The organism is Wenyingzhuangia sp. IMCC45467 (assembly GCF_054111205.1).
Map to the genome: position 1 here is coordinate 2,492,606 of NZ_CM134196.1, position 20,646 is coordinate 2,513,251.

Sequence of the window (20,646 nt, forward strand, 5' to 3'; positions counted from 1 at the left end):
TTTTTAAAAATTAAAAATCATCATGGTTACTAACATTCCTATTGAAATGGAAAATGCAATCATCATGGCATGTGTACCTCTAACCATACCGTTCATCACATATCCGTCTATCACATCAGAAAAGGAATTGATGAGTGGAATTCCAGGGACTAGGAATAATACTGCAGTTGCAAAAGCCAAATCAGCATGGTTTCCAATACCATACATTCTTGCAAAACAGGTAATAAAACAAGCTGTAAAGGAAGCAAATACAATATTTAAATAAGGATTAAAGTTTAATTTAGTAGAGTAATGTTTTACTAAAAAAGCAAGAAAAGTAGCGAAAAAACTCGTTCCCATATCTATATATTCGCCACCAAATAACCTACAAAAACCTGCATCGGCAAGACTAACAAAAAGTATGGTAATGGATAGAGAATAGCGAGGTAGCTTGGTGAGTCTATTTACTTCTTCTGTAATTTGATTTAAGTTCCATTTGTCTTCTGTAACCTGCCAACTCATTTTACTTATTCCTGATACTAAAGTAAAATTAGCACCATGAGGCGGTGTTTTTTTAAAACTATTATATTCCTCTTGGGTTTTTTCGTTTTTAATGAGTAAAAAAATGGTTCTATGGGTAATTAATATTTCAGTACTGTAATCTAGACCATTGGCAATACGCTCCATAGTAATTCTTATTCTATTGGTACTTGCACCAGAAGCCATAAGCAAACAACCAATATTTAACAAGGTGTTGGCTGTAGGTTTTAGAGAAGAGTTAATGTTTAAAGTTGTATTCATGTATTATTGTATGCTTTTACAAATGGTTCCTAATAAATGGTCAAACAAGGCATAAAAATTAACTCTTTTTAAATCTGTTACTCCAAAACGAACTACTACCAAATCTTTAGATGGAACTATAAAAATACGTTGCCCTTGAAAACCATCGGCATAAAAACAATCTTTAGGTACGTTAGGCATATAATTCCCTTCATTTAGCCACCATTGACCTCCGTATTCTCCTTTTGATGTTTTATTTGGTGTACGAATGTAGTCAACCCAACTTTTGTTAACAATTTGTTCCTTGTTCCACAATCCGTTATTTAGCATAAATTGTCCAAGTTTTGCCCAATCTCTTGTGTTTGCCCAACTATATGAAGAGGCCACATAATTTCCCATTATATCGGTTTCTATTAACATAGAATGCATTCCTATTTTATCAATAAATTTTCTGTAAGGAAAGTCTAAATACTCCTGGTGTGTTTTAAATTGTTTTCTTAACAAGGCAGATAAAATATTACTACTTCCAGAAGAGTAGTTAAATTCAGTTTCTACCGGTTTGCTTTGTTTTTTAGACAAAGGTCTTTTGGTTAAGTCACTATCTTCAAACAACATTCTGGTGGCATCACAAATGGTGGAATAATTCTCTTCCCATTCCAACCCGCTTTCCATTCTAAGTAAATGATTGGTTGTAATGTTTTTCCGACTGTCTTTTAGCCACTCAGGAAAAGCAGTAATGGGTTTGTAAATATCAAAATTATTTTCTTTTTCTAGTACTCCAAAACAAGTAGCTAGTAAACTTTTGGTAATGGACCAGCCTTGCAATAAAGAATGTTCATCAAAGCCATCGGCATATTTTTCGGCAATTATTTTTCCTTTATATAAAACCAGTACAGCTCTGGTGTTTTTAATGTTTTGTTGGTCGTTTTTAGTAAAACAGCTATCAATTACATTATTCAAAACTTTGTAATCAATATTGTTAAAAAGAGTATCGGTAGCAAGTAAATTACCATATGGATAAGGTTGATTAATTGTAGTAAAATCTCTTTTAGGTCTTAAATAATCATTAGTAAGTACAGTGTCTTTATTTACTAAAACAGCACCAATACCGTGTCTATACACTGCTTTTTCTTTGGCAAAACCAAAAACGGTAGAAATAGCAGCATTATCTTTTTCATTTATATTACTTGTAGCAAGTCTGGTTAAAGGGCTGTGATTGTCTGTTTTGTTAGTAATATCTACAGATCTTTTTGCTAAATAATAACTGCTTGCCAGGTTTTTAGCTGTAAATCCTGAAATTAATTTTAGTTTGGGAGCGTTTAAAAATACAAGGATGATGACGATAAAAAGTAGGATAAAACCGATCATTTTAAAGAGTTTCATGGGGAGAATTTTGTTTATCACCAAGTTAATCAATTTTTAGGATTAAACTTTAAAAAGAGTTTTGATTAGCTTTTTAGATATTGATGTTAAAGAAGTACCTTTGTTGTAAAGATTTATATCTATGATTCATATTGATAAAGTAAGAGCAGATTTTCCTATTTTAACTCAACAAGTAAATGGAAAACCTTTGGTGTATTTTGACAATGCAGCCACAAGTCAAAAACCACAAGTGGTAATTGATGCCATTACAAATTATTATAGCACCATTAATTCCAATGTTCACAGAGGAGTACATACTTTAAGTCAGTTAGCTACAGATTCGTTTGAAGCAACAAGAAAAAAGTTAAAAGCACATTTTAACCCTAAGCACGAACACGAACTTATTTTTACTCGTGGTACAACGGAGTCTATCAATTTAGTAGCCACAACTCTAACATCGTTGATAAAAAATACAGATGAAATTATCATATCATCCTTAGAACATCATTCTAATATTGTGCCTTGGCAAATGTTATGCGAGCGTACAGGAGCTACTTTAAAAGTCATCCCGATGAATGATGCTGGAGAGTTAATAATGGAGGTATATGATGAATTGTTATCAGAAAACACAAAAATAGTAGCGGTCAATCATATTTCTAATGCCTTAGGTACTGTTAATCCTGTTGAAGAAATAATTGAAAAAGCACATAAAGTTGGAGCCTGGGTGTTGATAGATGGAGCGCAATCTACTCCACATATGAAGGTAGATTTACAAGCTTTAGATTGTGAGTTTTATACCTGTTCTGCTCATAAAATGTTTGGACCTACAGGGATTGGATTTTTATATGGAAAAGAAGCCATTTTAAATGAATTACCACCCTACCAAGGAGGAGGTGAAATGATAAAAGATTGTACGTTTGAAAAAACGACTTATGCTGAATTGCCTCATAAATTTGAAGCGGGAACTCCTAACATTGCCGATGTAATTGCTTTTGGAACTGCTGTAGATTACATAAACAGTGTTGGAATAGAAAATATTGAAGCTGCTGAGCGTGAATTATTAATTTATGGAACGGAGGAGTTAAGTAAAATTCCTGGATTAAAAATTTATGGAACTGCTAAAAATAAGGCGAGTGTGATTTCTTTTAATATTGGAGATATTCACCCATATGATGTAGGGACTATTGTAGATAAATTAGGAGTTGCGGTAAGAACAGGTCATCATTGTACACAACCAATTATGGCACGTTTTAATATTCCAGGAACCATAAGAGCTTCTTTTGCATTTTATAATACCAAAGAAGAAATAGATATTTTAGTAGCAGCTTTACAAAGAGCGGCAACAATGCTTTCTTAAACTTATTTTAATTAACCATGTCTTATCCATTTATTTTTGAAGCAGATACTTTAGCAAAGAATAAAGCACGTTTAGATTTGTTAACAAACCACACACAGCCTTTATGGGGAAAAATGAATGTGGCTCAAATGTTGGCTCATTTAAGTGTTTCTTATGATGTAGCACAAGGAAGAACCAAAGTAAAAATAAATCCAGTTATGAGGTTTGTTTTAAAAACTTTTATAAAAAAAGGAGTGGTAGGAGACAAGCCTTATCCTAAAAATGGGAGGACAGCTCCATATTTTTTAGTGGTTGATGAAAGAGATTTTGAAGTTGAAAAAAAGAAATTACTCGCAAATATGAAATGGGTTTTTGAAAAAGGAGAGACTTATTTTGAAGGAAGACCAACAGAATCTTTTGGGAAATTAACGGCTAAGGAGTGGAGTAATTTATTTCAAAAACATTTAGATCACCATTTTAAGCAATTTGGTGTGTAGTATAAGATGTTCGAGCGGAGTCGAGAACAAGAAATTCGATACAAAAAGATGAATTCACAAGAATTAAAAAAAAAGATAGAAAATAGAGAAGGAGGATACCTGTTTTATGGATTAACCCCTCCAAAAACCTCTACTGATAAAGAAAAAATTGAAGGAATTGCCCAAAGACAAATGGATCGTTTAAAAGGTTTAGATATTGATGGGTTGATTTTATATGACATACAAGATGAGTCTTCTAGAAACAACAATCCTAGGCCTTTTCCTTTTATGTCTACTTGGGCACCAGATGAATATGCTAACACTTATTTAAAAGATTTAAAAGTTCCTAAAATTATATATAAAAGTGTAGGGAAATTTACCGAAGATTCTTTAAAAAAATGGTTGATAGATCATGAAGATAAGATTGATTTAACTGTTTTTGTAGGTGCTCCGTCAAAAGAACAGCAAGTGCATTTGTCTTTACACGATGCTTATAAAATAAAAAGAGAATCTAATTCTACCATAAAAATGGGGGGAGTTACCATTCCAGAACGTCATTTTGTAAAAGGAGATGAGCATATTCGTTTGTCTAATAAAATTGAAAATGGATGTACGTTTTTTATTTCTCAATGTGTATATAATTTAGACAATGCTAAAGATATGTTGTCTGATTATTATTTTTACACCCAAGAAAAAGGCATTACACCCATGCCAATTATTTTTACTTTAACGCCTATAGGGTCTTTAAAAACATTGGAGTTTACAAAGTGGTTAGGAATTGATATTCAGAAATGGTTAGAAAACGAATTAAAAGTGTCTGCAGATATTTTAAATGCTTCTATTGGTATTTGTAAATATATAGCCAATGATTTAATTGGTTTTGCTAAGGAAAAAAATATGCCAATAGGGTTTAATATAGAATCTGTAGCTATTAGAAAAGCAGAGATTGATGCTTCAATTGAGTTGGTTAAAACAATTAAAGAGATGATGAATTAATTGTTTATAAATATCATACATAAAAAAACCTCATCTAATTTTAGATGAGGTTTTTTTATGTATGATTAAAAGGTTTGTTATCCTAATAAACCTTTAGAGATTAAATATTCTGCAATTTGAATAGTATTTGTTGCAGCTCCTTTACGTAAGTTATCTGCTACTACCCACATGTTTAAAGTGTTAGGTAAAGATTCATCTCTACGAATACGTCCTACAAAAACTTCATCTTTATCATGAGCTAAAGCTGGCATAGGATAGATGTTGTTTGCCAAATCATCTTGTACAATAACTCCTGGAGTTGCTTCTAAAATTGCACGAACCTCAGCCAAATCAAAATCATTAGCAAACTCAACGTTTACAGCTTCAGAGTGACCACCAGCTGTAGGAATACGAACAGCAGTTGCAGTTACAGCAAAAGAATCATCACCTAAAATTTTCTTAGGCTCTTTTACCAATTTCATTTCTTCCTTAGTGTATCCGTTTTCCATGAAAATATCACAGTGAGGAATTGCATTACGGTTTATAGGATAGTTATATGCCATTTCACCGTCAGTAATTCCGTTTTGTTCATTTTCTAATTGTCTAACAGCAGCTACTCCTGTACCAGAAACAGATTGATAGGTAGAAACAATTAAACGCTTCATTTTATATTTTTTGTGTAACGGAGCTAAAGCCATTACTAACTGAATAGTTGAACAGTTAGGATTTGCTATAATTTTATCTTCAGCAGTTAAAACATCTCCATTAATTTCTGGTACTACTAACTTTTTAGTAGGATCCATTCTCCATGCAGATGAGTTATCTACCACAGTAGTTCCTGCTGCTGCAAATTTTGGAGCCCATTCTAAAGAAGTATCTCCTCCAGCAGAAAATAAAGCAACATCTGCATTCATTTTTACTGCATCTTCTAGAGTAACGACTGTATAATTTTTACCTTTATATTCTAATTGTTTACCAGCAGAACGAGCCGATGCAACAGGGATTAATTCTGTTACAGGAAAATTTCTTTCTGCTAATACTTTTAACATTACTGTACCTACCATTCCGGTAGCTCCTACTACTGCTACTTTCATATCAATATATTTTAATTTCTAGTTGTTTTATTTTTCAAGAGTGCAAAGATGCTAAAAATGTGTGTTGTAAAATAGCACTGGAGTTAAAAACTACACGATTTGTTGAATTTTTATCTAATTTATATGTTTTATAGGATAATTAAACGATGTATTTGATATAACTATTTGTTGTTTAGGTGTTTGAAACGTTGATGTTTGTTGAATTTTATTGAAAATATTAATACTTTTTTTGCTTTTGTTTTGTTTTTGAAAACATATTTGTTAAGTTTAATAAAAAAATATCACTTTGAAACCAAAATACCTCGACAGAACCCCAGCCCACAGTAGTTTTAACGTTCAAACAAAAAAAGAAAATCATTTTCTAAAAGTATGGCATTTTCATAAAGAGCTAGAGCTAGATTTTATTAGTTATAGTAATGGAACTTTATTTGCAGGAGATTATATAGGAAAATTTTCAGAAGGAAATTTAGTACTGTTGGGAAAAAACTTACCTCATATGTGGGTAAATAGCGAGGAGTATTTTGTAGAAGAAAACGAGTTGATTGCAGAAGCCTCTGTGGTTCATTTTACCGAAGATTTTTTAGGAGATGATTTTTTAAACCAGCCAGAAATGGTTGAGATTAAAAACCTGTTTATAAAAGCCAGAAGAGGGATTGTTTTTAAAGGAGATACTTCTTTAATCAATAGAAAAATTCAATCGTTAACAAGATTTTCAGGATTTAGTAGAGTAATTGAATTATTAAAAATATTAAATCTTTTAGCCAAGTGGGATGCCATTACAATTTTATCTAGTGAAGGTTTTGTACAAAGTTTTTCTGATAATAAACTTAAAAAGCTAGAGGAGGTTTATGAGTATATCTATAATCATTTTAATACCGATATTTCTTTAGAAAGGGTTGCTGAAGTTGCTTGTATGAATGCTTCGGCATTTAGTAGATACTTTAAAAAAGCCCATGGAAAAAACTTTATTAAATACGTAAATGAACTACGTGTTAATTATGCATGTAAATTAATTTTAGATAATAAATATGCTATTATAGATATTTGTTTTGAGAGTGGTTTTAATAACTTGTCTAACTTTAATAGGCAATTTAAGTTAATCAAGGGCTGTGCACCATCAAATTATTTAAAGGAACACAAAAGGTAAATAAATACGTAGAAATTGATTTTTTTGCTGTTAAAATTTTTAATCAAAAATAGAGATTTGATAATTCTTTAAATTTTTGCTTGTAATCTATCTAAATAAAGGATGAAATATGTGAATATCACATAATACTAAATCAAATCACTTAAATTTGCCTACGGTTATTAACAAATTAATTTTAAAACTAATGAGTGGAGTTTTATCTTCTTCGATAGGAAGGAAAGTAGCAATGGCTGCTTCTGCTTTCTTTTTAATGTTTTTTTTATTGCAACATTTTGCAATTAACTTAACATCAATTTTTAGTGCAGATGTTTTTAATGAGTTGTCTCATTTTATGGGAACCAACCCAGCAGTTCAGTTTGCGCTACAACCGGTATTAATTTTTGGAGTTGTTTTTCACTTCGTAATGGGGTTTGTTCTAGAAGCTAGAAACAAAGCTGCACGTAGTGTTAAATACGTAAAAAACAATGGTGCTGCCAATTCTACTTGGGTAAGTAGAAACATGATTTATTCTGGTTTGGCAATTTTGGCTTTTATTGTATTGCACTTTATTGATTTTTGGTTTCCAGAAATCAACCACAAGTACATTGCTCATTTGCCAACAGACCCTAACAGATATTATGGTGAGTTGGTACACAAGTTTCACAGTCCTATAAGAACTGGAGCTTATGTAGCAGCATTTGCATTTTTAGCATTACACTTATTACATGGGTTTAAGTCTGCATTCCAATCTAGCGGAATGAGTGCTAAACGTGCTGCTAAATTAGAGACTGTATCAAAAATTTATGCAATTGGTATTCCTGTAGGATTTATCATTATTGCTTTGTTTCACCATTTCAATCAACATTAAGACATTAAATTATGGCATTAGATTCTAAAGTACCTAAAGGTCCTATCGCTGATAAATGGACTAATTATAAAAATCATATTGACTTAGTAAACCCGGCAAACAAACGTAACATAGATGTTATTGTGGTGGGAACAGGTTTGGCAGGAGGTTCTGCTGCTGCAACTTTGGCTGAGTTAGGATACAATGTAAAAGCTTTCGCTTATCAAGATTCACCTCGTAGAGCCCACTCAATTGCAGCTCAAGGGGGAATTAACGCAGCAAAAAATTACCAAGGAGATGGAGATTCTACTTACAGATTATTTTACGATACTGTAAAAGGAGGAGATTACCGTGCTCGTGAAGCAAACGTATATCGTTTGGCAGAAGTATCGGCAAATATTATTGACCAATGTGTGGCTCAAGGAGTACCTTTTGCACGTGATTATGGAGGTTTGTTAGATAATCGTTCTTTTGGAGGGGTATTAGTATCTCGTACTTTTTACGCTAAAGGACAAACAGGACAACAATTATTGTTAGGAGCATATTCTGCAATGAACCGTCAAATTGGTCGTGGAAAAATACAAATGTACAATCGTCATGAAATGATGGATGTGGTATTGGTTGATGGAAAAGCAAGAGGAATTATTACACGTAACTTGGTTACAGGAGAGGTTGAAAGACATTCTGCTCACGCTGTTGTAATTGCTTCTGGAGGTTACGGAAACGTATTCTTCTTATCAACAAATGCAATGGGTTCTAACGTTTCTGCTGCATGGAAAATCCATAAAAAAGGAGCGTATTTTGCAAATCCTTGTTATACACAAATTCACCCAACATGTATTCCTGTTTCTGGAGATCATCAGTCTAAATTAACATTGATGTCTGAATCTTTACGTAACGATGGACGTATTTGGGTGCCTGCAAAATTAGAAGATGCGCAAGCCATTAGAGAAGGGAAGAAAAAACCTACTGATTTATCAGAAGAAGAAAGAGATTACTACTTAGAAAGAAGATATCCTGCTTTTGGTAACTTAGTACCTCGTGATGTTGCATCGAGAGCTGCAAAAGAACGTTGTGATGCTGGTTTTGGAGTAAATGCAACTGGTGAAGCTGTTTATTTAGATTTTGCTGCTGCTATTGTTCGTTACGGAAAAGAACAAGCTTTAATTCAAGGAGACCACAATCCTAGTGCAGAAAAAGTAGATAAATTAGGAAAGGAAATCGTAAAAGCTAAATACGGTAACTTATTCCAAATGTATGATAAAATTGTAGATGAAGATCCGTACAATACACCAATGATGATTTACCCAGCAGTACATTATACTATGGGAGGTGTTTGGGTTGATTATAACTTAATGACAACCATTCCTGGATGTTACTGTATTGGAGAGGCTAACTTCTCAGATCACGGAGCTAACCGTTTAGGAGCTTCTGCATTAATGCAAGGGTTAGCTGATGGTTATTTTGTATTACCATACACTATTGGTGATTACTTATCAAAAGATATTAGAACAGGTAGAATTTCTACGGATTTACCTGAGTTTGATCAAGCAGAAAAAGAGGTTAAAGAAAAATTAGACTTCTTTGTAAATAACAATGGATCAAAATCTGTTGATCATTTCCACAAACGTTTAGGTAAAATTATGTGGGATAAAGTAGGAATGGCTCGTAATGCTAAAGGTTTAACAGAGGCAATGACTGAAATTAAAGCTTTACGTGAGGAGTTTTGGAAAGAAGTTAAAGTACCAGGATCTGCTGATACTTATAACGAAGAATTAGCAAAAGCTGGACGTGTAGCAGATTTCTTAGAGTTAGGAGAGTTGTTTGCTAAAGATGCCTTGGTAAGAGAAGAATCATGTGGAGGTCACTTCCGTGAAGAATCTGCTGAAACTGAAGGGCCACAAGAAGGAGAAGCAAAACGTGATGATGTAAACTTTGCTTTTGTTTCTGCATGGGAATACAAAGGAGAACCTGCTGATGCAGAGTTACACAAAGAACAATTAGAGTTTAACGATATTGAGTTAAAAACAAGATCATATAAATAAGAAAGACCATGGATATGAATTTAAAACTTAAAATCTGGCGACAAAATGGAGCCAATGATGCAGGTAAAATGGTAGACTACAGCATTAGCAATGTGTCTCCAGATATGTCTTTCTTAGAAATGTTAGACGTATTAAACGAACAAATTATTAACGAAGGTGGTGAACCTGTAGCTTTTGATCACGACTGTAGAGAAGGAATTTGTGGAATGTGTTCTTTGTTTATTAACGGAGAGGCACATGGACCAGATAGAGGAATTACTACATGTCAGTTACACATGAGAAAGTTTAAAGATGGAGATACTATTTATATAGAGCCTTTCCGTGCTAAAGCATTCCCTGTAATTAAAGATTTAGTGGTAGATCGTGGAGCTTTTGATAGAATTCAACACCAAGGAGGGTTTATCTCTGTAAACACTTCTGGTAATACACAAGATGCAAACTCGTTGCCTATTTCTAAGCATGCTGCTGATGAAGCAATGGATGCTGCAACTTGTATTGGATGTGGTGCTTGTGTGGCTACTTGTAAAAACTCATCTGCCATGTTATTTGTTGGAGCAAAAGTTTCTCAATATGCATTACTACCTCAAGGTCAGGTTGAAGCTGCAGACCGTGTACGTAACATGGTTGCACAAATGGATGCTGAAGGTTTTGGTAACTGTACCAACACTGGAGCTTGTGAGGTTGAATGTCCTAAAGGAATTTCTTTAGACAACATTGCTCGTATGAATCGTGAATTCTTTAAAGCAAATATTTAAGATTAAAACCCTAAAATATATAAAATCCCCTTTGATATTTTTCAAAGGGGATTTTTAATTACTTTATGTTTATGAAAAAGATAGAAGTTGTAGTTGCTCCAGAGCTTACTCAGAATTATGAGGTAGCAGAGAAATTAGTAGTAATTATAGATGTTTTTAGAGCAACGACTACCATTGTTACTGCTATGGCAAATGGAGTTAAAGAAGTTAAAACTTGTTTGGAAGTAGAGCAAGCCGTTGCATTAAAAGAGCAAGGATATTTGGTAGGAGGCGAGAGAAATGGAATAAAAGAAAAAGGGATGGATGTAGACAATTCTCCATTAACTTTTTTAGATGGAAAATATGCCAACCGTAATTTTGCTATTTCTACAACTAATGGAACCAAAGCAGTGGATATGTCTTTAAAAGCCAAAGAAATTATCATTGGAACTTTTGCTAATTTAACAGCTATTAGTGAATATATAAATCAATCAGAATTAGATGTTTTGTTGGTTTGTGCAGGTTGGAAAGGAAAAATGAGTACAGAAGACTTTATGTTTGCCGGGGCGGTACTGGCTAGTTTGCCTAAAGAATATTGCAATACAGATAGTGCAGATATTGCTAAGAGTTATTTCTTAAAATATGCTTTAAATTATAAAGAAAAATTAGAAAATTGTGAACATGCTTTCCGATTAAAAAAGCTAAATAAACAAGAAAATATAGCTTTTTGCGTTCAGAAAGATTTATATAGTATAGTTCCTAAATACAATGCCGTATCAAAGACTTTTGTATTATAATTAAAACAGAACTTATTTATGAATATCCATGTTAGAAAAGCTGTTTTACTTGATGTAAATTCTATTTGGGAAATTTTAGAACAAGCTATAGAAAGAAGAAAGCTAGAAAGAAGTAATCAATGGCAAGATGGGTATCCAAATCCTGAGGTCATTAAAAATGATATTGAAAAGGAAGTTGCTTTTGTTTTAATTGAAGATGAAATAATTGTGGGTTATGTAGCTATTTTAATAAATGATGAACCAGAATATAAGAATATTGAGGGTAAGTGGTTAACAGAGGATCGTTTTGTAGTGTTTCATCGTGTGGCTATTTCAGAAAATCATTTAGGAAAAGGATTGGCTAAAAAAATGATGTGTTTTATTGAGGAGTATGCTTTGCAACATCATATTTATAGTATTAAAGCAGATACTAATTTTGACAATATGGCCATGTTGTCTATCTTTAAAAAATTAGGATATTCCCATTGTGGTAAAGTTTATTTTAGATACAGTCCACGAGAAGCATATGAAAAAGTGTTAAAGTAATTATACACCAAAAATATCAACGCTGTTTTGTGTGGTAATTTGAGCAATTTCCTCTAATGTTTTTCCATATATAGTAGCTAGTTTTTCGGCCACATTAATTACATATACCGATTCGTTTCTTTTGCCTCTAAAAGGAGTTGGAGCTAAATATGGAGCATCGGTTTCTAACACAATATCTTTTAAAGGAATTTGGGCTAAAAATTTATCAATTTTTCCGTTTTTAAAAGTGGCTACTCCACCAATACCTAATTTTAAATTATAACTAATGGCTTTTTGGGCATCTTCTAGAGTTCCTGTAAAGCAATGAAAAACACCAAATAATTTGTCTGATTTTTCTTCTTCTAAGACTTCAAAGACTTCTTTAAAAGCATTTCTACAATGGATGTTAATAGGCAATCCTAATTCTTTTGCCCATTGAACTTGGGTTTTAAAAGCTTCTTTTTGTTGGTTAATATAAGTATCATCCCAATACAAATCAATTCCAATTTCTCCTACAGCTACAAATTTTCCTGTTTCTAACCATTCACGAGCAATTGTTAGTTCTTCTTTGTAGTTTTCTTTAATATGTGTAGGATGAACTCCCATCATTAAATGTATATTGTTGGGAAATTTTTCGGCTACATCAAACATACTTTGTGTGTAGTTTGAATCTACAGAAGGAACAAACAAACGTTTTACACCTGCTTTAATAGCACGATTTATCATTTCATTTCTATCGTCATCAAATTGTTCGCTATTTAAATGGGTGTGAGTGTCTGTAAAAATCATTGTTTAAATTTTAAAACAAATATAGGTAAGGTTTTTGTGATAACATATTTCAGTATAAATAAGTGTGTTGTTTGTGCTAATTTTTGCCTCAAGAAATGTTTTTCTTAATTTAAAGGATTAAAAAATGTTAACTTTTTTGGTTGCTCTAAATAATGGGGTTTTTAAGTCGTTAGATATTTATATAGAGAAATAATAAAAAAGTATTCTTCGTTTATGGATCATGTGTTTTCAAATCAATTTTTAGTTTATGCTAGTGTTTTAGTAGTTTTTTGGGTCTTAGAATTGGTTTTAGATAAAAAGAATGTTAAAATAAAATTATTACACAGTCTGTTAAATGTTAAGTTTTTACTGTTTGTGTTACCCATACAAATTCTTTTTTCTTTAGGGATATTTACTATTGCTAGCTGGACAGAAGCTTATAATTGGGGGCTTTTGCACTTTTTACCTTTTAAAATGAGCTTTTTACCAAGCTTTATTGTTGCATTTATAATTTTAGATTTTTTTGAATATGTTTATCATAGAATGATGCATAGAGTTCCTTTTTTTTGGAGGTTTCATCAAGTACATCATAGTGATAGAGATTTAGATATAACAACTACTGTGCGTGAACATCCGGGAGAAACAGTTGTTAGGTTGGTTTATACAGTGCTCATGATTTTAATTGTTGGGGTATCGCCAGCTATTTTAATTATAAGGCAATTTATTCAAAGTGCTATTAATTTAATTTCTCATATTACTTTAAAACTTCCAGAGAATGTAAATAATATAGTATCTGTTTTGTTTGTTACTCCTAACACGCATCAAGTTCATCATCATTATGAATTGCCTTATACAGATAGTAATTATGGTGATGTATTAAGTGTTTGGGATAGAATTTTTTCTACCTTTATGAAAAAGGATGCTTCTAAAATTATATACGGAGTAGATGTTAATATGGACAAAGAAAAATGTAATGATTTTAAAAACTTGTTAAAAAGTCCTTTTGACAAAGAGTTAGAGTTGAATAAGAATACAGAATAATAAATGAAATTTTTTAAAAAACATCTGTTTGTCGTTTTTGTATTATTCGTTTTTGTGTCTTGCTCTCAATCAAAAATAAATGGAGTTAGCTTAGTTTCTCCGCCAAAACGGGTAGAAAATATTTCTTTATCTAGTGTAACGCAAATTAATGCCAATTGGGTAGCTATTATTCCTTTTGCTTTTTGTAATGATAATAGTCCAAATGTACATTTTAATGAACACCGACAATGGTGGGGAGAAAAACCAGAAGGGGTTCTAGAACTCATTAAACTAGCCAAAGAGAAGCAATTAAAAGTATTTATAAAACCGCATGTTTGGTATAGAAAAAGCTGGATTGGTGATTTTACTTTAAACAACCAAAAAGATTGGCAAGTATGGGAACAAGATTACACAGCTTATATTTTAAGTTATGCTAAAATAGCAGCAGAGCAAAATGTAGATTTGTTTTGTGTAGGAACAGAGTTAAAACAAGTTACGGTTAAAAGACCTTTGTTTTTTAAAGAACTTATAAGTAAAGTAAAACAAGTTTACAAGGGCAAAATTACGTATGCTGCAAATTGGGATAATGTACAAACTGTAAATTTTTGGCAAGATTTAGATTTTATAGGTGTAGATGCCTATTACCCTTTATCAAATAAAAAAGAGCCTACAGTGGTTGAGTTAGTGAAGGCATGGAAACCCATAAAGCAAAGTTTATACGAACTGAGTGGTAAAACCAACAAACCTATTTTATTTACCGAATATGGTTTTGAGAGTACAGATTTTAATACTAAAGAAACTTGGGGTAGTAATGGAAAATATTCTGTAAACGAGCAAGCACAAGCAAATGCATATAAAGCTTTTTATAAAAGTTTTTATGATGAAAATTGGTTTGCGGGAGGTTTTTTATGGAAATGGCATGTAACCGAAAGAACTATAAGGAATAAACACAAAACCTTTACACCTCAAGACAAAAAAGTTATTGAGGTTATAAAAAACCAGTTTAAAAAATAAAAAAACAGGATTCTTTTTTTGATAAAAAAAATTATATTGACGGCTCATTCAATGCTATGAACTTGAAAAATATAATGTTTACACTATTATGGTGTATGCCAATACTACTATTTGGTCAAAAAAAAGAGTATTCAATTACTGCTATTCCAAAAGAGTTGAAAAAAAATGCCGATGCCGTTGTTCGTATTTCTAAATATGATATACTCATCAAAAGTGAAAAAAGCATGGTAATTACTTATACTAAGGCGGTCACTGTATTTAATACTGATGGAAATAAACATATAGACTTTTTTGAGCACTATGATGATGATTCTAAAATAGTTAACATTTCTGCTGTAGAATATAATGCTTTTGGAATGGAAACCAGAAAATATTCTAAAAAGCAATTTAAAGATAGAAGTGCTGTGTCTGGTTCAACTTTTTATTCTGATGATAGAATAAAGTTTTTAGACTTTACACCAAGAAGATATCCATACACCTTAGAATTTAATTGCGAGTTTAAAACCAAAACCACAGCTTTTATTCCTAGCTGGCATCCTGTAGAAGGATATAATGTAAGTGTTGAAAAAAGCGAATACATTATTAACAATCCTGAGAATATTAAATTGCTAAAAAAGGAAAAAAACTTAAAGAGCGGTCAAATTAAGGACCTGTCTCAAGGTAGTACTATTCATTATTTATTAGAAAATAAAACAGCTAATAAAAGAGAAAGTTACGAGCCTAGTTTTAATAAAACTTTTCCGAGTGTTACAGTTGGTTTAACCTCCTTTTCTTTAAAAGAATATATTGCTACAGGAATTTCTGATTGGTATCAGTTTGGAAAATGGTTAAGGAAAGATCTTTACCAGTCTCAAATAGAATTAAGTGATGCCACAAAAAAAAGCATTAAAAATGTACTAAAAAATGAAACCAATCCATTAAAAAAAGCAAAGTTGGTTTATGAGTTTATGCAAAACAGAACCAGATATGTAAATGTGGCTATTGGTGTTGGTGGCTGGCAACCTGCTCCCGCAAGTGATGTAGATAGATTGGGTTATGGAGATTGTAAAGGGTTAACTAACTACACAAAAGCATTGTTAGATGTTGTGGGAATAGAATCTAATTGGGTGCTGGTATATTCCCAAGGAAAAAGAGATTTTGATAAAGAATTTACTAGAATTCAAGGAGATCATATGATTTTAAACATTCCAAAAATTAATAATGGACAAGATGTTTGGTTAGAATGTACAGACCAAACCATTCCATTTGGGTTTTTAGGAAGTTTTACCGATGATAGAGATGTACTTGTGTTAGAAAAAGAAGGAGGAATTATTAAACACACTCCAAAATATTCGGATATCAATAGTTCACAAATGTCTAGTATAATTGTAGAGCTAGATAGTTTGGGAAACATAAGTGCAGACTTAAATATTGTATCTAAAGGAATTCAGTATAATGATAAATACCATTATAATTTGTGGTCGGAAAAAGATATTGATAGGTATTATAAATTAGGGAGGTGGAGTTATAACAACAATCTTTCAATAATCAATTATGAGTTTATCAATAATAAAGATAGTATTGCCTTTACAGAAAAATTAAAGGTAGATATTGAGAGATATGCTCCTTTTATGGGAAAAGAAATGATGTTAAGAATGAATATTTTTAACAAATTTAGACAGTTTCCTAAAGCTACTAAAAACAGAAAACATCCTTTTGAACTTAGTAGAGGTTTTATAGATGTTGATACGATGTTGCTTAAACTTCCTCAAAATTTTATTGCTGATGCTGTTCCAAACAATAAAGTAATTGATACCAAATTTGGAACATACAAAGTGTCTGTATTAAAAGTTGATGAACAAAATTTAAAGTATATAAGATCATTTTATTTAAAAGAAGGAGAGTATCCAAAAGAAGAATTTAATGCTTATTGCGATTTTATTGAAGAGATTAAAAAATATGATAATTTAAAAATTGTACTAAAAAGGAAAGATGAAAAAACTATTATTGCTAACACTAACAATCTTTAGTCTAATAAAGACAAATGCACAAGAACGTAGGTTTGGAAAAATTACAAAACAAGAACTAAAAGAGTCTGTATGTTCGGTAGACTCTATTGCAGAAGCTGCTTTTTTACATAAATACAAAGATGTAAGTTTTGAATATGATAAAGAAAAAGGATTTTTAAAAGTAGTAAAAGTCCATAATATTATAAAAATATACAACGAAGAAGGATTTAAGTATGGGGATCAATCTATAAAGTTTTATGCCAAGAGTAACCGTACAGAAGATAAGTTAAGTAGAATTAAAGCAACTACCTATAATTTAGAAAACGGTAAAATTGAAGAAACTGATGTAGAAAGAAAAGAAATTTATACAGATGAAAATAACGAATATTATAGCTACAAAAAAATTGCTTTTCCAAATGTTAAAAAAGGAAGTGTTATAGAATTGTCTTATGAGTTAAGATCTGTTTTTTACGATATTGATGATTTTAAAATTCAAGAAGAAATCCCTATCAAATTTATTTATCACAGTACTAGAATTCCAGAGTATTTTGGATTTAAAAAAAGTTCTAGAGGTTATATGTCACTTAATCCTAGGGTAGAAAACAAGTATAATAGAATTTTATTTGGAGCAGGAACTAATCAATCAAGTGTAGATTTTAGAGAAGAAGAAACTGTTTTTGAAGGTGAAAATATTTTAGCTTTAAAAAATGATGAACCTTTTACGGCAAGTTATAAAGATTATGTAGGTACGGTTGGTTATGAACTAGCTTATGTAGATTTTCCTAATAGTATTATAGAGAATTACACAACATCTTGGGAGTCTGTTTGTGAAAAATTATATGAATACAATGGTTTTGGAGCTCAGTTAAAAAAACATTCTTATTTCTCCGAAGATTTAAAGAATGCCATTGCAGGTAAAGAATCAGAAATAGAAATTGTAAATGCCGTTTTTAACTTAGTAAAATCTAAAGTTACTTGGGATAGTTATACGGGAATTTTTGCTCACGAAGGAGTACAAGATGCTTATAAAAAAGGAACGGGAAGTATAGCGGATATCAACCTAATTTTAGTAGCAATGTTAAGAGAGGCAGGGATAAATGCAAATCCTTTACTATCTAGTACTAAAAGTCATGGAACCCCTTTGTTTCCTACTTTAGATGGGCTTAATTATGTTATTGCTGCTGTAGAAAGTCAAAATGGACAACGAATTTTGCTCGATGCCAGTCATCCTTATCATGCAATTAATTTTTTGCCATCAAGGGCATTAAATTGGCAAGGTAGATTATTGTATAGTAGAGGAAAAACATATAGTGTTCCTTTATCAAAGGCTAAAAAATCACAAGAAAGTTACATGTTAGAAGTAACATTTGATGAAGATTTTAATGTTAAAGGAATGCTTCAGAGCAAGCTAACAGACAGAGAAGCTTTTGAATTTAGAAAAGAGTATAATAACTTAAGTGAGGAAAAGTTTAAAGAAAAAATTCAAGGTAAATATCACGTAAATTTGCTGTCTCATAATATTAAAAATAAATACAATTTATCTCAGCCTGTTCTGTTTAATGCAGAGGTAGAGGGAACTAATTTTTGTGAAACTATTAATGGTAAAAAATACATCAATCCAATGGTGTTTTTTAAAGAGACTAATAATCCATTTACCTTAGAAAAAAGAAAATATCCGGTTGATTTGGTTGCTCCTTATGCTGAAATGAAATCTATTACTCTTAATATACCAAAAGGCTACAAAGTAACATCTTTGCCCAAAGGACTATATGCTAAAATGTCAAATGATGTTGGAAGTTATAAATATTTAATTCAACAAATGGGTAATAAAATAGTGTTAATGACTGTTAAAAACTTTAATACTCATATGATTTTACCAGATCAATATCATGAATTAAAACAAATGTATACAGAGTTGGTTGCTAAAAATAAAGAGCAAATAGTTTTAGAAAAAATTTAAAAAATTTAGCAAGGTGTTATTGTCTATGAATTTCATTGATTTTGGCACCTTCTTCCTTTGAATATTTGTCAGATTTAGAAACCCCAACTATTTGAGAGGTGTAGATTCCTGTATGTCCAGAAAAGATATAAGCAGTTACACAAGCAATAGCAATATAAACACCACCTTCTGCACCAAATAACTCAATACCCATTAAAGTACAGGCTATAGGTGTGTTGGTAGCTCCTGAAAAAACAGCCACAAATCCCATTCCTGCTAATAAACCTATGGGTAAAGGTACAAACACAGAAAGAGCACTACCCAAAGTAGCCCCAATAAAAAACAATGGAGTAACTTCCCCTCCTTTAAAACCAAAGGCAATACAAAAAGTAGTTAACAATAATTTTATAGCAAAATCGTAGCTATTCATGTTGTTGTTAAAAGCTTCTAAAATAGTAGGAATTCCTAGTCCTATATATTTTGTACCAATAAAATAAACTAAAATTGAAATAATAACTCCTCCTACAACAGGACGTAGTGGAGGATATTGAATGTATTTTGAAAATTGACTAAAGAATTTTACCCCTTTAGAAAAAAAAGTGCTTACAATTCCAAATAAGACTCCTGCAAAAATGCTCCAAAAAAAGTTTAAAGAATTTAATTTAGGAACCATATCAATATGATAATGTGTATGTGGTACCTGTAAATAGTGCGAAACCTCTCTAGAAACATAATTAGAGATCACGGCAACTAATAAACAAGGTAAAATAGCATTGTATTTTATTTTTCCAATGAATAAAACCTCTAAAGCAAATACAGCTCCAGCTAATGGTGTACCAAAAAGTCCGGCAAAACCACTGCTAATTCCCATTAGTATAATAATTCTTCTGTCGTGTTTGTTCATGTGAAACCATCCAGAGAATTGATCGGCAATAGCTCCACCAATTTGTACTGCAGTTCCTTCTCGACCTACAGAAGCCCCAAACAAATGTGAGCCAACGGTTCCTAAAAAAATAAGTGGAGCCATTTTAAAAGGAATAATATCTTTAGGTGTGTTTAACTCTTCTAATAACTGATTGTTTCCCTTGGCTACCGATTGTCCGTAATAATGATATAAAAGTCCTATTAAAAGTCCTCCAATGGGTAATAACCATATAATTGTTTTGTGAGCTTCTCTATAGTTGGTAGCCCAGTTTAAAGAAACCAATAAAGCGGCAGAGGCAATTCCTACCAACGTACCAATCACTAAAGAGAACCCCAACCACTTTATAAATTCTTTAGTGATAGAAGGATAATCAGAAATAGCATATTGCTTACGGAATCGGTTCATTTTTGTTAGAATTGTTTACCTACGCTTATCCCAAATCTAGGAACAAATTCTCTTGATACACTAGAGTTGAATAGGTTTCTACCAACACCTGCATTGAGTTCAAAAATATATCCATTTCTTGATACATGTTTAGCTCCTGCTCCTAATCCTAAGGCAAAGTCTGAGTAGTTTTTGGTCTCTCCAAATTCATCTTCTTTGGTTTCGGCAAAGTTTAAGGTTCCAAATAACTCTCCAAATATATCAAATCCTCCAGTATCTGTTAAAAATTGACGAAAATATGGGGTGATTTGAAAATCTTCATTATATCTGAAATTATTTTTTTTAGGTTCAAAATTAATAAAAACTGATACCCCAACAGAGGCTTCGTCATTTAATTGGTTTTCATAAGAAACATCTAAAGTTCTTAATAAAAGAATATCTAAAATATCTACTTTAACTTCATTATTCTGAGCAGAAATAGAAATAGTGCTTATCAAGGCAAGTAAAAAAAATACTTTTTTCATGGGTAATATTTTATTGTTCAAAAATAGGT

Annotated in this window: 19 protein-coding genes; 13 read left to right on the plus strand and 6 right to left on the minus strand. The window is 31.7% G+C overall.

The features are described 5' to 3' along the window. Nucleotides 1–3: 3 nt before the first annotated feature. Nucleotides 4–780 carry a threonine/serine ThrE exporter family protein gene (locus ACXGQT_RS10680; RefSeq protein ID WP_457828586.1) on the minus strand — a complete coding sequence of 259 codons (777 nt, stop codon included), beginning with the start codon at nucleotides 778–780 and terminating at the stop codon, nucleotides 4–6. 3 nt (nucleotides 781–783) lie between these two features. Next, nucleotides 784–2,142, minus strand: a complete 1,359-nt coding sequence (locus tag ACXGQT_RS10685; RefSeq protein WP_457828587.1) for a serine hydrolase domain-containing protein — start codon at nucleotides 2,140–2,142, stop codon at nucleotides 784–786. 121 nt (nucleotides 2,143–2,263) lie between these two features. Here ACXGQT_RS10685 and ACXGQT_RS10690 point away from each other — a divergent pair, with 121 nt between their 5' ends. Genes ACXGQT_RS10690 through ACXGQT_RS10700 form a run of 3 tightly spaced genes read left to right on the plus strand, consistent with a single transcriptional unit; the run spans nucleotide 2,264 to nucleotide 4,929 of the window. Continuing rightward, nucleotides 2,264–3,478, plus strand: a complete 1,215-nt coding sequence (locus ACXGQT_RS10690) for an aminotransferase class V-fold PLP-dependent enzyme (protein WP_457828588.1) — start codon at nucleotides 2,264–2,266, stop codon at nucleotides 3,476–3,478. A gap of 17 nt (nucleotides 3,479–3,495) precedes the next feature. Further along, on the plus strand, nucleotides 3,496–3,954 hold the full coding sequence (locus ACXGQT_RS10695) for a DUF1569 domain-containing protein (protein WP_457828589.1): 459 nt from the start codon (nucleotides 3,496–3,498) through the stop codon (nucleotides 3,952–3,954). Nucleotides 3,955–4,002: 48 nt separating this feature from the next. Then, complete coding sequence (locus ACXGQT_RS10700; RefSeq protein ID WP_457828590.1) at nucleotides 4,003–4,929, plus strand: methylenetetrahydrofolate reductase; 927 nt, start codon at nucleotides 4,003–4,005, stop codon at nucleotides 4,927–4,929. 77 nt (nucleotides 4,930–5,006) lie between these two features. Here ACXGQT_RS10700 and ACXGQT_RS10705 read toward each other — a convergent pair whose 3' ends face one another. After that, nucleotides 5,007–6,002, minus strand: coding sequence for an aspartate-semialdehyde dehydrogenase (locus ACXGQT_RS10705; protein ID WP_457828591.1), 996 nt, complete (start codon nucleotides 6,000–6,002; stop codon nucleotides 5,007–5,009). A 286-nt stretch (nucleotides 6,003–6,288) separates the two neighbouring features. Here ACXGQT_RS10705 and ACXGQT_RS10710 point away from each other — a divergent pair, with 286 nt between their 5' ends. From ACXGQT_RS10710 to ACXGQT_RS10735, 6 genes are all read left to right on the plus strand, one after another. After that, nucleotides 6,289–7,149 carry an AraC family transcriptional regulator gene (locus tag ACXGQT_RS10710; protein WP_457828592.1) on the plus strand — a complete coding sequence of 287 codons (861 nt, stop codon included), beginning with the start codon at nucleotides 6,289–6,291 and terminating at the stop codon, nucleotides 7,147–7,149. Nucleotides 7,150–7,333: 184 nt separating this feature from the next. Then, nucleotides 7,334–7,996 carry a succinate dehydrogenase cytochrome b subunit gene (locus ACXGQT_RS10715; protein ID WP_457828593.1) on the plus strand — a complete coding sequence of 221 codons (663 nt, stop codon included), beginning with the start codon at nucleotides 7,334–7,336 and terminating at the stop codon, nucleotides 7,994–7,996. An 11-nt stretch (nucleotides 7,997–8,007) separates the two neighbouring features. Continuing rightward, nucleotides 8,008–10,020, plus strand: a complete 2,013-nt coding sequence (locus tag ACXGQT_RS10720; RefSeq protein ID WP_457828594.1) for a fumarate reductase/succinate dehydrogenase flavoprotein subunit — start codon at nucleotides 8,008–8,010, stop codon at nucleotides 10,018–10,020. A 14-nt stretch (nucleotides 10,021–10,034) separates the two neighbouring features. Continuing rightward, nucleotides 10,035–10,775 carry a succinate dehydrogenase/fumarate reductase iron-sulfur subunit gene (locus ACXGQT_RS10725; RefSeq protein WP_457830817.1) on the plus strand — a complete coding sequence of 247 codons (741 nt, stop codon included), beginning with the start codon at nucleotides 10,035–10,037 and terminating at the stop codon, nucleotides 10,773–10,775. Between the two features lie 71 nt (nucleotides 10,776–10,846). Next, on the plus strand, nucleotides 10,847–11,551 hold the full coding sequence (locus ACXGQT_RS10730; RefSeq protein WP_457828595.1) for a 2-phosphosulfolactate phosphatase: 705 nt from the start codon (nucleotides 10,847–10,849) through the stop codon (nucleotides 11,549–11,551). An 18-nt stretch (nucleotides 11,552–11,569) separates the two neighbouring features. Continuing rightward, the gene (locus tag ACXGQT_RS10735) at nucleotides 11,570–12,076 is read left to right on the plus strand and encodes an N-acetyltransferase family protein (RefSeq protein ID WP_457828596.1); all 507 of its coding nucleotides are present in this window, start codon (nucleotides 11,570–11,572) and stop codon (nucleotides 12,074–12,076) included. Here ACXGQT_RS10735 and ACXGQT_RS10740 read toward each other — a convergent pair whose 3' ends face one another. Continuing rightward, complete coding sequence (locus tag ACXGQT_RS10740) at nucleotides 12,077–12,844, minus strand: TatD family hydrolase (protein ID WP_457828597.1); 768 nt, start codon at nucleotides 12,842–12,844, stop codon at nucleotides 12,077–12,079. A gap of 213 nt (nucleotides 12,845–13,057) precedes the next feature. Between ACXGQT_RS10740 and ACXGQT_RS10745 the strand changes: the two genes are divergently transcribed. From ACXGQT_RS10745 to ACXGQT_RS10760, 4 genes are all read left to right on the plus strand, one after another. Beyond that, nucleotides 13,058–13,864: a sterol desaturase family protein gene (locus tag ACXGQT_RS10745; protein WP_457828598.1), complete on the plus strand. Its 807-nt coding sequence runs from the start codon at nucleotides 13,058–13,060 to the stop codon at nucleotides 13,862–13,864. Nucleotides 13,865–13,867: 3 nt separating this feature from the next. Then, on the plus strand, nucleotides 13,868–14,857 hold the full coding sequence (locus tag ACXGQT_RS10750) for a glycoside hydrolase family 113 (protein ID WP_457828599.1): 990 nt from the start codon (nucleotides 13,868–13,870) through the stop codon (nucleotides 14,855–14,857). Nucleotides 14,858–14,931: 74 nt separating this feature from the next. Beyond that, entirely contained in the window at nucleotides 14,932–16,866 is a 1,935-nt protein-coding gene (locus ACXGQT_RS10755) for a DUF3857 domain-containing protein (protein ID WP_457828600.1), read from the plus strand. Next, on the plus strand, nucleotides 16,829–18,805 hold the full coding sequence (locus ACXGQT_RS10760) for a DUF3857 domain-containing protein (RefSeq protein ID WP_457828601.1): 1,977 nt from the start codon (nucleotides 16,829–16,831) through the stop codon (nucleotides 18,803–18,805). Before ACXGQT_RS10755 ends, ACXGQT_RS10760 begins: the two co-directional genes overlap by 38 nt. A 16-nt stretch (nucleotides 18,806–18,821) precedes the next feature. Here the strand turns inward: ACXGQT_RS10760 and ACXGQT_RS10765 are convergent, their stop codons facing one another. Together ACXGQT_RS10765 and ACXGQT_RS10770 are read right to left on the minus strand one after the other, a co-directional pair. Then, complete coding sequence (locus tag ACXGQT_RS10765; protein WP_457828602.1) at nucleotides 18,822–20,114, minus strand: voltage-gated chloride channel family protein; 1,293 nt, start codon at nucleotides 20,112–20,114, stop codon at nucleotides 18,822–18,824. Between the two features lie 5 nt (nucleotides 20,115–20,119). Continuing rightward, nucleotides 20,120–20,617 (minus strand): DUF3575 domain-containing protein, encoded by a 498-nt coding sequence (locus ACXGQT_RS10770; protein WP_457828603.1) that lies wholly within the window; start codon nucleotides 20,615–20,617, stop codon nucleotides 20,120–20,122. Nucleotides 20,618–20,646 lie beyond the last annotated feature (29 nt).

Coding starts and splice junctions, on each gene's coding strand:
- ACXGQT_RS10760 (WP_457828601.1), top strand. CDS start 16,829: ATGAAAAAACTATTATTGCTAACACTAACAATCTTTAGTCTAATAAAG.
- ACXGQT_RS10750 (WP_457828599.1), top strand. CDS start 13,868: ATGAAATTTTTTAAAAAACATCTGTTTGTCGTTTTTGTATTATTCGTT.
- ACXGQT_RS10715 (WP_457828593.1), top strand. CDS start 7,334: ATGAGTGGAGTTTTATCTTCTTCGATAGGAAGGAAAGTAGCAATGGCT.
- ACXGQT_RS10755 (WP_457828600.1), top strand. CDS start 14,932: ATGTTTACACTATTATGGTGTATGCCAATACTACTATTTGGTCAAAAA.
- ACXGQT_RS10765 (WP_457828602.1), bottom strand. CDS start 20,114: ATGAACCGATTCCGTAAGCAATATGCTATTTCTGATTATCCTTCTATC.
- ACXGQT_RS10705 (WP_457828591.1), bottom strand. CDS start 6,002: ATGAAAGTAGCAGTAGTAGGAGCTACCGGAATGGTAGGTACAGTAATG.
- ACXGQT_RS10735 (WP_457828596.1), top strand. CDS start 11,570: ATGAATATCCATGTTAGAAAAGCTGTTTTACTTGATGTAAATTCTATT.
- ACXGQT_RS10695 (WP_457828589.1), top strand. CDS start 3,496: ATGTCTTATCCATTTATTTTTGAAGCAGATACTTTAGCAAAGAATAAA.
- ACXGQT_RS10745 (WP_457828598.1), top strand. CDS start 13,058: ATGGATCATGTGTTTTCAAATCAATTTTTAGTTTATGCTAGTGTTTTA.
- ACXGQT_RS10740 (WP_457828597.1), bottom strand. CDS start 12,844: ATGATTTTTACAGACACTCACACCCATTTAAATAGCGAACAATTTGAT.
- ACXGQT_RS10725 (WP_457830817.1), top strand. CDS start 10,035: ATGAATTTAAAACTTAAAATCTGGCGACAAAATGGAGCCAATGATGCA.
- ACXGQT_RS10685 (WP_457828587.1), bottom strand. CDS start 2,142: ATGAAACTCTTTAAAATGATCGGTTTTATCCTACTTTTTATCGTCATC.
- ACXGQT_RS10770 (WP_457828603.1), bottom strand. CDS start 20,617: ATGAAAAAAGTATTTTTTTTACTTGCCTTGATAAGCACTATTTCTATT.
- ACXGQT_RS10700 (WP_457828590.1), top strand. CDS start 4,003: ATGAATTCACAAGAATTAAAAAAAAAGATAGAAAATAGAGAAGGAGGA.
- ACXGQT_RS10730 (WP_457828595.1), top strand. CDS start 10,847: ATGAAAAAGATAGAAGTTGTAGTTGCTCCAGAGCTTACTCAGAATTAT.
- ACXGQT_RS10720 (WP_457828594.1), top strand. CDS start 8,008: ATGGCATTAGATTCTAAAGTACCTAAAGGTCCTATCGCTGATAAATGG.
- ACXGQT_RS10680 (WP_457828586.1), bottom strand. CDS start 780: ATGAATACAACTTTAAACATTAACTCTTCTCTAAAACCTACAGCCAAC.
- ACXGQT_RS10690 (WP_457828588.1), top strand. CDS start 2,264: ATGATTCATATTGATAAAGTAAGAGCAGATTTTCCTATTTTAACTCAA.